General features: G+C 42.3%; 13 protein-coding genes. 7 read left to right on the top strand and 6 right to left on the bottom strand.

All coding sequences use genetic code 11. The annotated features are described in order from the left end of the window. The coding region (locus K4Z77_RS02745) for a transposase (RefSeq protein ID WP_224218361.1) at window positions 1–1,169 on the bottom strand (1,169 nt) is incomplete at its 3' end. Between the two features lie 84 nt (window positions 1,170–1,253). Continuing rightward, a complete protein-coding gene (locus K4Z77_RS02740) occupies window positions 1,254–1,979 on the bottom strand; it encodes a 16S rRNA pseudouridine(516) synthase (RefSeq protein WP_224218360.1) in 726 nt (241 codons plus the stop codon). 161 nt (window positions 1,980–2,140) lie between these two features. On the opposite strand from K4Z77_RS02740, the gene typA reads away from it, so the two are divergent. The 7 genes from typA (at window position 2,141) to pyrE (ending at window position 9,638) form a co-directional block, all read left to right on the top strand. Beyond that, window positions 2,141–3,982, top strand: coding sequence for a translational GTPase TypA (gene typA, locus K4Z77_RS02735; RefSeq protein ID WP_000164111.1), 1,842 nt, complete (start codon window positions 2,141–2,143; stop codon window positions 3,980–3,982). Window positions 3,983–4,001: 19 nt separating this feature from the next. Beyond that, a complete protein-coding gene (locus tag K4Z77_RS02730; protein ID WP_000262672.1) occupies window positions 4,002–4,256 on the top strand; it encodes a DUF3165 family protein in 255 nt (84 codons plus the stop codon). Between the two features lie 114 nt (window positions 4,257–4,370). Beyond that, a complete protein-coding gene (gene murD, locus K4Z77_RS02725; RefSeq protein ID WP_224218359.1) occupies window positions 4,371–5,723 on the top strand; it encodes a UDP-N-acetylmuramoyl-L-alanine--D-glutamate ligase in 1,353 nt (450 codons plus the stop codon). A gap of 1 nt (window position 5,724) precedes the next feature. Further along, a complete protein-coding gene (locus K4Z77_RS02720; RefSeq protein WP_224218358.1) occupies window positions 5,725–6,783 on the top strand; it encodes a UDP-N-acetylglucosamine--N-acetylmuramyl-(pentapeptide) pyrophosphoryl-undecaprenol N-acetylglucosamine transferase in 1,059 nt (352 codons plus the stop codon). A 9-nt stretch (window positions 6,784–6,792) separates the two neighbouring features. Then, window positions 6,793–8,037 carry a cell division protein FtsQ/DivIB gene (locus tag K4Z77_RS02715; protein ID WP_224218357.1) on the top strand — a complete coding sequence of 415 codons (1,245 nt, stop codon included), beginning with the start codon at window positions 6,793–6,795 and terminating at the stop codon, window positions 8,035–8,037. Between the two features lie 233 nt (window positions 8,038–8,270). After that, the gene (pyrF, locus tag K4Z77_RS02710) at window positions 8,271–8,972 is read left to right on the top strand and encodes an orotidine-5'-phosphate decarboxylase (protein WP_224218356.1); all 702 of its coding nucleotides are present in this window, start codon (window positions 8,271–8,273) and stop codon (window positions 8,970–8,972) included. 33 nt (window positions 8,973–9,005) lie between these two features. Further along, window positions 9,006–9,638: an orotate phosphoribosyltransferase gene (pyrE, locus tag K4Z77_RS02705; RefSeq protein ID WP_004261667.1), complete on the top strand. Its 633-nt coding sequence runs from the start codon at window positions 9,006–9,008 to the stop codon at window positions 9,636–9,638. 61 nt (window positions 9,639–9,699) lie between these two features. Here the strand turns inward: pyrE and K4Z77_RS02700 are convergent, their stop codons facing one another. From K4Z77_RS02700 to K4Z77_RS02685, 4 genes are read right to left on the bottom strand one after another with little or no spacing between them, the layout of a single operon-like run. Beyond that, a complete protein-coding gene (locus K4Z77_RS02700) occupies window positions 9,700–10,566 on the bottom strand; it encodes a cysteine ABC transporter substrate-binding protein (RefSeq protein ID WP_224218355.1) in 867 nt (288 codons plus the stop codon). A gap of 11 nt (window positions 10,567–10,577) precedes the next feature. Next, window positions 10,578–11,336, bottom strand: coding sequence for an amino acid ABC transporter ATP-binding protein (locus K4Z77_RS02695; RefSeq protein ID WP_000004999.1), 759 nt, complete (start codon window positions 11,334–11,336; stop codon window positions 10,578–10,580). Then, entirely contained in the window at window positions 11,337–12,014 is a 678-nt protein-coding gene (locus K4Z77_RS02690; RefSeq protein WP_224218354.1) for an amino acid ABC transporter permease, read from the bottom strand. Beyond that, a complete protein-coding gene (locus K4Z77_RS02685; protein WP_224218353.1) occupies window positions 11,974–12,654 on the bottom strand; it encodes an amino acid ABC transporter permease in 681 nt (226 codons plus the stop codon). The genes K4Z77_RS02690 and K4Z77_RS02685 overlap by 41 nt, the downstream gene beginning before the upstream one ends. Between the last annotated feature and the right edge of the window lie 57 nt (window positions 12,655–12,711).

Raw genomic sequence — 12,711 nt, 5'->3', positions numbered from 1 at the left:
CTCTTGCACTTCTCAATGTCAAAGTAATGAGTGACAACTTGATTCTTATTTTGATATTTTTTCCCTGTCCTTGCTTTGCGAACAGCCATGTGTCCTTCTGGACAGACAAATAGCCCTGCATCTTTATTAAATTCAAACGCATCCTCTTCTTTACGGTAACCTTTTGAAACTGAAGGGTTCAGTTTTGACACCAAATGAATCTTTTCTTTGCGAGCTAGTTGAATATTGTCCTTTCCTGAATAAGCCGCATCACCAATAATAGTCTCGATGTCCAGACTATTTTCCTTTGTTTTGGCATATAACTCAGGTAAATATTTCCCATCGCTTTGTTCACCAGAAGTGACCACGCAAGCAGTAATAATCCGTTCATCCGTCATAGCGATATGACTTTTATATCCATAGAAAGAGCTGTCGGCTGTCTTATGTCCAAGCCTAGCCTCCTCCTTAACAGAAGCTTCCAAGTGTTCTAAGTCGTCCTCGACAGCCTCTTTTAGGTAATTGAACTTTTGAGACACAGCCGGTAGGGCTAAGAGTTCCTCGTGTTTTTCAACCACAGCCATTAATTCCTCTGTATAGGTCAACTCTGCTTCGAGGTTATCTTCCTGAGGTTTCTTTGGAAATTCTATTTTGATATCTTCTGAATGTTGATAAATTGTTTTACGTAAAGCTTTTGAACGCTCTCTAAGGATTTCTTGGGGTTTCTTATGATTATAATGAGATTTGGTGTGAGTGGCATCCACAATGAGGATTTTACTCTTAATCAAGTTATGTTCGAGTGCAATTTGAACAGACTTCTGAATCAATACATCAAGCAGTTTATCATCTTTAATTCTTAGCTTTCTAAATTTTGTCAAAGAGGATGGCTCGATAACAGAATCCTCAGGAGCTAGACCAAGAAAAAATTTAAAGGCCATATCTGACAAGGAACGTCCTACCACATCTACATCTGATAACTTATAAATATCTTTTAACAAGAGATATTTGAACATCATAATCGGTGAATAAGCTTTACGCCCAAAATCGGGACGATAATTCTTTTCTAGTTCATCATAAATAAAGCTAAAATCACAGAGTTCAGTTAGCTGACGTAAAAAGTGGGTTTTAGGAACCACGATATCATACAAACTAGAATAAGGACTGACATCCATAGTTAACTGATTATCAAGCATCATTTCACCTCATCTCTAGTATAACAAAAAAGCCATCAATTTGATGACTTTTTCAGTAAGCTCGGATGTTTCCGAGCTCATTTTTTAACCACTTTTTCTGAGAAAGTCACGAATGCTTGTCAGCTCTTCTGAGTTGAGGGGGCGATAGTCTCCTGCTTGAAGATTCTCATCCAAACTCCAAGGCCCAAAATGGGTGCGTTTGAGGGAGGTCACTTTGACACCCACTGAGAGGAACATTTTCTTAACTTGATGAAATTTTCCTTCTGAAATAGTGATAGAGGCTTGACTGAGAGAAGGACTTGCAGATAGAATCTCTAGCCTAGCAGGTTTACAGATAGTGCCATCTAAAAAGACAATTCCTTTTTGAAAGGCTTGGATATGGGCATGTGTCAGAAGTCCATTAACCTGGACTTGGTAGGTCTTATCGACATGATATTGGGGATGAAGGAGTTGAAAGCCCAAAGGGCCGTTATCGGTTAAAAGGAGAAGACCGGTCGTATCTCGGTCCAATCGGCCGACGGCATAGAGCTTGTCAGACCGAATATCAGGTGGAAGCAGGTCCATAACGGTTGGAAGTTCCTTGTCTTTGTTGGCTGTCACGACACCAGCAGGTTTATGAAGCATAAGGTAGGTGTGCTCATAGCCTTGAATGATTCGGCCCTGAAAGAGGAGTTCCTGCAGTCCTGTATCGATATTCTGGGCTAGGGAGCGGGCTGGGCAACCATCGACTAGGATTTCCCCTTTGAGAAGCGCTTGCTTCATGGCCTTTCGGCTGATTTTTTCTTGGGCTAATAAATTATCTAAACGCATACTGTGCCTATCTTATCATAAGTTGTATACTTTGAAAAGGCTTGACGTGAAAAGAAAAGCAGAGTGAAAACATTTACACTTGCTTGAGTTATGTTATTTACTTGAAAATATGGTATAATCGTTCAGTTAGAAAATAAATTTTGAATACTATAGAGGAAATCATGACAAAATTAAGAGAAGATATCCGTAACATTGCGATTATCGCCCACGTCGACCACGGTAAAACAACCCTCGTTGACGAATTATTGAAACAATCAGAAACGCTTGATGCACGTACTGAATTGGCAGAGCGTGCTATGGACTCAAACGACATCGAAAAAGAGCGTGGAATCACCATCCTTGCTAAAAATACAGCCGTTGCCTACAACGGAACTCGTATCAACATCATGGACACACCAGGACACGCGGACTTCGGTGGAGAAGTTGAGCGTATCATGAAAATGGTTGACGGTGTTGTCTTGGTCGTAGATGCCTACGAAGGAACAATGCCACAAACTCGTTTCGTATTGAAAAAAGCCTTGGAACAAGACCTTGTCCCAATCGTGGTTGTTAACAAAATCGATAAACCATCAGCTCGCCCAGCAGAAGTAGTGGACGAAGTATTGGAACTTTTCATCGAGCTTGGTGCAGATGATGACCAGCTTGACTTCCCAGTGGTATATGCTTCAGCGATCAACGGAACTTCTTCATTGTCAGATGATCCAGCTGACCAAGAAGCTACTATGGCACCAATCTTTGACACGATTATCGACCATATCCCAGCTCCAGTAGATAACTCAGATGAGCCTTTGCAGTTCCAAGTCTCACTTTTGGACTACAACGACTTCGTTGGACGTATCGGTATCGGACGTGTCTTCCGTGGTACTGTTAAGGTTGGGGACCAAGTTACCCTTTCTAAACTTGATGGTACAACTAAAAACTTCCGTGTTACAAAACTCTTCGGTTTCTTTGGTTTGGAACGTCGTGAAATCCAAGAAGCAAAAGCAGGTGACTTGATTGCCGTTTCAGGTATGGAAGATATCTTTGTCGGTGAAACTATCACTCCGACAGATGCAGTCGAAGCTCTTCCAATCCTTCATATCGATGAGCCAACTCTTCAAATGACCTTCTTGGTTAACAACTCACCATTTGCTGGTAAAGAAGGTAAATGGGTGACTTCTCGTAAGGTGGAAGAACGCTTGCAGGCAGAATTGCAAACAGACGTTTCCCTTCGTGTTGATCCAACTGATTCACCAGATAAATGGACTGTTTCAGGACGTGGAGAATTGCACTTGTCAATCCTTATCGAAACAATGCGTCGTGAGGGATATGAACTTCAAGTATCTCGTCCAGAGGTTATCGTAAAAGAAATCGACGGTGTTAAATGTGAACCATTTGAACGTGTTCAAATCGACACTCCAGAAGAATACCAAGGGTCTGTTATCCAAAGCCTTTCTGAACGTAAGGGTGAAATGTTGGATATGATTTCAACTGGTAATGGTCAAACTCGTTTGGTCTTCCTTGTTCCAGCGCGTGGTTTGATCGGATATTCAACTGAGTTCTTGTCAATGACTCGTGGTTACGGTATCATGAACCATACCTTCGACCAATACCTGCCATTGATTCCAGGTGAAATTGGTGGTCGTCACCGCGGTGCCCTTGTTTCTATCGATGCTGGTAAGGCTACAACTTACTCAATCATGTCTATCGAAGAACGTGGTACGATCTTTGTCAACCCAGGTACTGAGGTTTACGAAGGAATGATCATCGGTGAAAACTCTCGTGAAAACGACTTGACAGTTAACATCACTAAGGCGAAACAAATGACTAACGTTCGTTCAGCTACTAAGGACCAAACAGCTGTTATCAAGACACCTCGTATCTTGACCCTTGAAGAGTCTCTTGAGTTCTTGAATGATGATGAGTACATGGAAGTAACTCCTGAGTCTATCCGTTTGCGTAAACAAATCCTTAACAAGGCAGAGCGTGAGAAAGCTAACAAGAAGAAAAAATCAGCTGAATAAGAGCTAGAAAGAGATAAAGATGGTTTATTTAATCATAGGACTACTCTTATTACTACTCTATGTATTTGCGACACCAGAAAGCATTAAAGGGACAGTCAATATCGTCCTTGTCGTCTTTGCTTTCGTAGCACTCTTGATTTTGCTCATGTTGTCTGTCCTGCAAATCTTTCAGCTACCGACAGAATTTTTTATCGCAATCGCTATGCTCTTCCTAGCATACTTTAGCTTGCGAGATATTACCCTCATGTCGGTCAGTAAAAACAAAAGAAGATAAAAAGAGAGTTTTGGCTCTCTTTTTGCTTGTTAGAATGCTGAATCTGAGCATTTTCGTTTAGAATTATTTCCATAAAAATGGTAAAATAGTAGGAGTAGAAATGGAGTTCGAGACATGAAAGTAATAGATCAATTTAAAAATAAGAAAGTCCTTGTTTTAGGTTTGGCCAAGTCAGGTGAATCTGCAGCTCGTTTGTTGGACAAGCTAGGTGCCATTGTGACAGTAAATGATGGGAAACCTTTCGAGGACAATCCCGCTGCCCAAAGTTTGCTGGAAGAAGGGATTAAGGTTATCACAGGTGGTCATCCTTTGGAACTCTTGGATGAAGAGTTTGCCCTTATGGTGAAAAATCCAGGTATTCCATACAGCAATCCTATGATTGAAAAGGCTTTGGCCAAGAGAATTCCAGTCTTGACTGAGGTAGAATTGGCTTACTTGATTTCAGAAGCGCCAATTATCGGTATCACAGGTTCAAATGGAAAAACAACCACAACGACTATGATTGGAGAGGTTTTGACTGCTGCTGGTCAACATGGTCTCTTATCAGGAAATATCGGCTATCCTGCCAGCCAAGTGGCTCAAACTGCGTCAGATGCGGATACGCTGGTCATGGAACTTTCTTCTTTCCAGCTAATGGGCATTCAAGAATTCCATCCAGAGATTGCGGTTATTACCAACCTCATGCCAACTCATATTGATTACCATGGTTCTTTTGAGGAATATGTAGCAGCCAAGTGGAATATTCAGAACAAGATGACAGCAGCTGATTTCCTGGTCTTGAACTTTAACCAAGACTTGGCAAAAGAATTGGCTACTAAAACACAAGCCACTGTTGTACCATTTTCAACACAGGAAAAGGTTGATGGAGCTTATCTGGAAGATGGTCAACTCTACTTCCGTGGGGAAGTAGTCATGGCAGCGAATGAAATCGGAGTTCCAGGTAGCCACAATGTAGAAAATGCCCTTGCGACTATTGCTGTGGCCAAGCTTCGTGGTGTAGATAACCAAACCATCAAAGAAACTCTTTCAGCCTTTGGTGGTGTCAAACACCGTCTTCAATTTGTGGATGAAATCAAGGGTATCAAATTCTATAACGACAGTAAATCAACCAATATCTTGGCTACTCAAAAAGCCTTGTCAGGATTTGATAACAGCAAGGTTATTTTGATTGCAGGCGGTTTGGACCGTGGTAATGAGTTTGACGAATTGGTTCCAGATATTACTGGACTCAAGAAGATGGTCATCCTCGGTCAGTCTGCAGAACGTGTCAAACGAGCAGCAGATAAGGCTGGTGTGACTTATGTGGATGCGACTGATATTGCAGATGCGACCCGCAAGGCCTATGAGCTTGCGACTCAAGGAGACGTAGTCCTTCTCAGTCCCGCCAATGCCAGCTGGGATATGTATGCTAACTTTGAAGTACGTGGCGACCTCTTTATCGACACGGTAGCGGAGTTAAAGGAATAATATGAAAAAAATTGTCTTTACAGGTGGGGGGACGGTTGGACACGTGACCCTCAATCTTTTGTTAATGCCCAAGTTCATCGAAGATGGCTGGGAAGTCCACTATATTGGGGACAAGCGTGGTATCGAACACCAAGAAATCCTCAAGTCGGGTCTAGATGTCACCTTCCATTCTATCGCTACTGGGAAATTGCGTCGTTATTTCTCATGGCAAAATATGCTGGATATTTTCAAAGTTGGCTGGGGAATTGTCCAATCGCTCTTTATCATGTTGAGACTTCGTCCACAGGCCCTTTTTTCAAAGGGAGGCTTTGTCTCTGTGCCGCCAGTTATCGCTGCGCGTGTTTTAGGAGTGCCTGTCTTTATTCACGAATCTGACCTGTCTATGGGCTTGGCCAATAAAATAGCCTATAAATTTGCGACGAAGATGTATTCAACCTTTGAGCAAGCTTCAAGTTTGTCTAAGGTTGAGCATGTGGGAGCAGTTACCAAGGTTTCAAATCAAAAAACTCCAGAACCTGATGAATTGGTGGATATCCAAACCCACTTTAATTCCCAATTGCCAACTGTATTGTTTGTTGGCGGTTCTGCAGGTGCTCGTGTCTTTAACCAATTGGTGACAGACCATAAGAAAGAACTGACAGAGCGCTACAATATTATCAATTTAACTGGAGATTCTAGTCTGAACGAGTTGAGCCAAAATCTTTTTCGTGTTGACTATGTGACCAATCTCTATCAACCCTTAATGGAATTGGCTGATATTGTTGTGACACGAGGTGGTGCCAATACGATTTTTGAGCTTTTGGCGATGGCAAAATTACATGTTATTGTGCCGCTTGGTCGTGAAGCTAGTCGTGGAGACCAGATTGAAAATGCAGCCTACTTTGTTAAGAAAGGCTATGCAGAAGAGCTTCAAGAAAGCGATTTGACCTTGGATAGTTTGGAAGAGAAGCTTTCTCACTTACTAAGCCACAAGGAAGATTACCAAGCTAAGATGAAGGCTTCTAAGGAATTAAAATCTCTCGCAGATTTTTATGAATTATTGAAAAAAGATTTATCATAAGGAAAGTAAATGTCAAAAGATAAGAAAAATGAGGGCAAAGAAATCCTCGAAGAATTTAAAGAGTTATCAGAATGGCAGAAACGAAACCAAGAATATCTAAAAAAGAAGGCTGAAGAAGAGGCGGCCCTAGCTGAGGAGAAGGAAAAGGAAAGACAAGCTCGAATGGGAGAAGAATCTGAGAAGTCAGAGGACAAGGGGGGTTCGGAGAGTGAAGCGGACCCAGAAGATGAAGAATCAGCTAAGAGAGAGTCTGAAGAAAAAGTAGTATCCTCAGAGGGTGACAAAGAGGAAGAAGAGATAGAAGAATCAGGGTCTAAAGAGGACGAGAACCAGGATAAAAAGCTTGCTAAAAAGGTTACAAAAGAAAAACCAGCTAAAGACAAGATTCCTGGCCTCCATATCTTACGAGCCTTAACGATTTTATTTCCAAGTCTATTTTTATTGGTCGTCTCTGCCTACCTACTCAGTCCTTATGCGACCATGAAGGATATCCGTATTGAGGGAACGGTGCAAACTACGGCTGATGATATTCGACAGGCTTCAGGCATTCAGGATTCGGATTATACGATTAACCTTCTGCTAGATAAGGCAAAATATGAAGAGCGGATCAAGTCTAATTATTGGGTTGAATCAGCTCAGCTTGTTTATCAATTTCCAACTAAGTTCACTATCAAGGTCAAGGAATATGATATTGTTGCCTACTATATTTCTGGAGAAAATCATTATCCTATTCTTTCTAGTGGTCAGCTTGAGACTAGTTCTGTGAGCCTGGTCAGTTTACCAGAAACTTATTTATCTGTTCTCTTTAATGATAGCGAACAAATCAAAAGTTTTGCGTCAGAACTTGCTCAAATTAGCCCAGAACTCAAGGCGGCTATCCAAAAGGTGGAACTAGCCCCAAGCAAGGTTACATCAGATTTAATTCGATTGACGATGAATGATTCGGACGAGGTCTTGGTTCCCCTGTCTGAAATGAGCAAGAAATTGCCTTACTACAGTAAGATTAAGCCACAATTGTCAGAACCAAGTGTGGTCGACATGGAAGCTGGAATTTACAGCTACACTGTAGCGGATAAATTAATTATGGAAGCAGAAGAAAAAGCTAAAAAAGAGGCCGAAGAAGCTGAGAAGAAACAGAAAGAGGAAGAGAGGAAAAGACTGGAAGAACAGCAGAAAAAATTGGAAGAAGAGAAGAAAAAAATGGAGGAAGAAAGCAATCGAAATCAAACAAGTCAGCGTTCACCGCGTCGCTAGGTTTACCTTTTCTCCTATAGCTCTTTAGTTGCTATGTTTTTACTTGACAAGTGCTAGTAGAAATAATAGAATAGTAAAAAACCTTTAAAGCAGTCCAGAGAGGCAGCTAAGGTTAGACGGTGAAAGGGTGGAGACTACCTATTTTTCGTGGAACCTTGCTGTTGGCAGGTTCCTTTTTTCGTGGCTTCTTGTGTCTAGACTCTCTCACTAGCAAAGGTAAAAAGGAGAAACCTATGCGAGAACATCGTCCAGTCATTGCTCTTGATTTTCCTAGTTTTGAGGCGGTCAAGGAATTTTTAGCTCTTTTTCCAGAGGAAGAAAGCCTTTATCTAAAGGTAGGGATGGAGCTTTATTACGCAGCAGGGCCTGAGATTGTGTCCTACTTAAAAGGCTTGGGTCATAGTGTCTTTTTGGATCTCAAGCTGCATGACATTCCCAATACAGTCAAGTCGGCCATGAAGGTCTTGTCTCAGCTTGGTGTGGACATGACCAATGTTCATGCTGCTGGCGGTGTAGAGATGATGAAGGCTGCGCGTGAAGGTCTTGGAAGTCAAGCCCAATTGATCGCTGTAACGCAGCTGACATCAACGTCAGAAGCCCAGATGCAGGAGTTTCAAAATATCCAAACCAGCCTGCAAGAGTCAGTTATCCACTATGCCAAGAAGACAGCTGAAGCGGGTTTGGATGGAGTTGTTTGCTCGGCTCAGGAAGTGCAACTCATCAAGCAGGCTACCAATCCAGATTTTATCTGTCTGACACCGGGGATTCGCCCTACAGGTGCTGCAGTTGGAGACCAAAAACGCGTTATGACGCCAGCGGATGCCTATCAAATAGGTAGTGACTATATCGTGGTGGGACGTCCCATTACCCAAGCTGAGGATCCTGTTGCAGCTTATCATGCCATCAAAGATGAATGGACACAGGACTGGAATTAAAGAACTAGATTAGAAAAATAAAAGGAGAATACCATGACACTTGCTAAAGATATCGCTAGCCACCTCTTGAAAATTCAAGCCGTTTACCTCAAACCAGAGGAGCCTTTCACTTGGGCATCTGGTATCAAGTCACCGATTTACACTGATAATCGTGTGACACTAGCCTATCCAGAAACTCGTACACTCATTGAAAATGGTTTTGTAGATGCTATTAAAGAAGCCTTTCCTGAGGTAGAAGTGATTGCAGGAACTGCAACAGCAGGGATTCCACACGGAGCTATTATTGCTGACAAGATGAATCTGCCATTTGCCTACATCCGTAGCAAACCAAAAGACCACGGAGCTGGTAATCAAATCGAAGGCCGCGTAGCTCAGGGTCAAAAAATGGTAGTGGTTGAAGACCTTATTTCAACAGGTGGTTCTGTTCTTGAAGCAGTAGCAGCTGCTAAACGAGAAGGAGCAGATGTGCTTGGAGTTGTAGCGATTTTCAGTTACCAATTGCCAAAAGCAGATAAGAACTTCTCAGACGCAGGTGTCAAACTTGTGACGCTTTCTAACTACAGTGAACTCATCCACCTAGCCCAAGAAGAAGGTTACATCACACCAGAAGGATTGGATCTCCTAAAACGCTTTAAAGAAGACCAAGAAAATTGGCAAAATGCCTAAAACATAGAAAATCAGGTAGTCACTAGGATTACCTGATTTCTTTTTGTGATTTCATTGAGTATTAGTCAACTTTTCCGCCCTCAACAACAAGGTCATCTGCTTTAGCAGCGTCACCGTAGGTTGGATGAAGTGTTTTTTCATAGGCCTTGTGGAAGAAGTTTTCCTTACCTAATTTTTCAATATCTTTATTGATGAAGTCTAGCAATTCTTGGTTGCCTTTTTGAACTGCTGCTGCAATGGTATCTGGATTACCGAGGGAAGTAATTCCTACTTCAAATCCTTTGTTTTCAAGCGCCCAAGCTAGGACTTCCGTATTGTCAGTAGAGAAGGCATCTCCACGTCTGTCAAGAAGGGCTTGGTAGGCATCGCTATATTGGTCGTATTTTTGGAGTTTTACTTCTGGGTGATTCTTTTCAAAATAAGTCTCAGCAGTCGTTCCTTTTGTGACAATCAAGGTTTTACCTTCAAGTTGTTTGACGTCTGTAATGAGACCAGTCTTAGGTGATACGACACCAAGTGAAACTTTCATATATGGAAGGGCAAAATCAACTTGTTTCTTACGTTCGTCTGTTACTGTAAAGTTGGCAAGGGTAATATCCACCTTGTTTGAAATCAAGTATTCAGCACGGTTGGCAGCATCGACTGAAACGTATTTAACCTTGACACCAAGGTCCTGAGCCAGTTGGTTCCCAAGTTCAATATCGTAACCTTTGTAGGAACCGTCATTATCAACGTAACCAAATGGTTTCTTGTCTCCAAATACGGCTATTCGTAGCTCACCGCTTTTTTTGATTTCATCGATTGTGCGAGCCTTGGCAGTGGTTTTACCAGATGATGAACCAGCATTTCCACCTGAGCTACAAGCTGTGACAAAGATAAGGGCAAAGGCAAGTGCCAAAACAGTTAAGAGTGGTTTGAATAGTTTCATAAGAATCTCCTTTATAGATATGAGCCAAATTGGCTAAAGTCAAAGACATTTAAAAATTCCTGAGCTCGTTTGGTTTGCGGATTGGTGAAGAAGGCTTGAGCCGTTCCTTCTTCAGCGATTTTCCCTTGGTCGAGGAAGATAATCCGATCGGCAATTGCTTGAGCAAACTGCATTTCGTGGGTTACTAAAATCATGGTACGGCCTTCTTGAGCCAAGTCGTTGATGAGTTCCAGAACCTCACGCACCATTTCTGGATCCAGCGAAGCCGTCACTTCGTCAAAGAGGATAATTTCTGGGTGCATGAGGAGGGCACGAACAATTGCAACACGTTGCTTCTGTCCACCAGATAATTGACGCGCAAAGCTATGTTGTTTATCTAGCAAACCAACACGTTCCAGTAGTTGCAAAGCTTCTTCCGTTACTTCCTTCTTGTCTCTTCCCTGAGCCTTGATAGGACCTAGGATGAGGTTTTGTAGGACGTCCAGATGGGGAAAGAGTTCATAACTTTGAAAGACCATGCCAATCTTTTGGCGAACTAGGTGAAAATCTTTTTTATTTTCAACGATAGACTGACCGTCCAGAAGAATGTCTCCACCTTGAATACTTTCTAAGCCATTGAGGCAACGAAGGAGGGTACTTTTCCCACAACCAGATGGCCCTAGAATAACGACAACTTCCCCTTTTTTGATATCTAGAGAAAGTCCTTGGAGGATAGGATTGTCTCCGAAGGATTTTTTGAGTTCCTTGATTTCTAAGATAGTTTCAGACATTTAGTTCCTCCAATGTTTTTCTAGCTGAGTGGATAGTTTGGAAATAGGGAAGCAAACTGCGAAATACAAGACCAGAATGGTTCCATAAATCCAAAAGGAAGCAGTTGGGATAGTCAGGCGATTGCTATCGATGATTTGTTGTCCAACCTTGGTCACTTCAACAACCCCAATTAAGACAACCAAGGAAGTGGTTTTAATCATCCGAGTAACAAGGTTGATGGCTTGTGGCAATAATCTTCTCAAGACTTGTGGGATGATAATGTGGTAGTAAAGTTGAACATTGGTCAAGCCGAGCGCCTGTCCACTTTCAAACTGATGCTTAGGGAGGGAAGTGATAGCTCCACGGACCAAGTCCCCCATCTCAGCTGTTCCCCAGAAGGTAAAAACAATAATAGCTGAAACCTCACCTGAGATATTGATATTAAAGTTTCGAGCCAAGCCGAAATAAATGATGAAAAGTAGTACCAGCTGGGGCATGATACGGATAAATTCTAGATACAATCGTGTTAAAAATCGTACGATTCTAGAATGGGAGGTCATGATAATCCCCATGACTGTTCCGAATATCATGGATAAGAGGACAGACAGGATGGATATCCCAATCGTAACGCCCAATCCCTGTAAGATTCTCAGGAGATTATTTCCCTGAAAGAGTACTTGGATTCCCGAATCCTGCATGGCGGAGCCTCCTTTCTATCCAGCTAAAGACCAGTGAGATGGGTAGAAGCATCATCAGGTAAGCACCTACCAACATAGCTAGCGCAATGTCTGTCTCATAGTAGAGCCCAATCAAGTCCTTGGCGACGTACATGAGATCGGCCAAAGCCACTGCTGAGAAAACAGAGGTTTCCTTGATGAGGAAAATGACATTGGCACTAAAGGAGGGGAGTGCTACCGCTGTTGCTTGCGGAAGAACCACATAGCGAAAGACTTGTACAGGTGTCAGACCGATTGCTAATCCAATCTCCTGCTGGGTTTGACTGACGGCTTCCAGCCCACTTCGGAAAGATTCTGCCATATAGGAGCCTCCTAAAAAGACCAGTCCTAAAGTGGCACAGACTTCTGAAGATAGGACAATCCCGATTCGGGGAAGACCGAAGTAGAGAAAGAAGAGTTGAATCAAAAGGGGCGTATTACGTGACAATTCAATGTAGGCTGTCGCTACTTGCGCCAAAACAGGGATGCGGTAATGCCGGATGATACTGACGATTAAACCGAGCAGAAAGGATCCCAAAATTCCCCAAACTGCAATATGCAAGGTTAGAAAGAATGCCTTTTGATATAGTGGTAGATATTGTTCAACAATGGACCAATCCAAAAATAGAACCTCCTATCTAGAAATAATACAGTTATTGTAGCACTTAAAAGCTACTTT

The organism is Streptococcus mitis subsp. hohhotensis, from assembly GCF_020089495.2.
Taxonomy (GTDB): Bacteria; Bacillota; Bacilli; order Lactobacillales; family Streptococcaceae; genus Streptococcus; species Streptococcus hohhotensis.
Note: the sequence above shows the minus strand (reverse complement) of the source record. Positions and strands in the feature narration are given on the sequence as shown.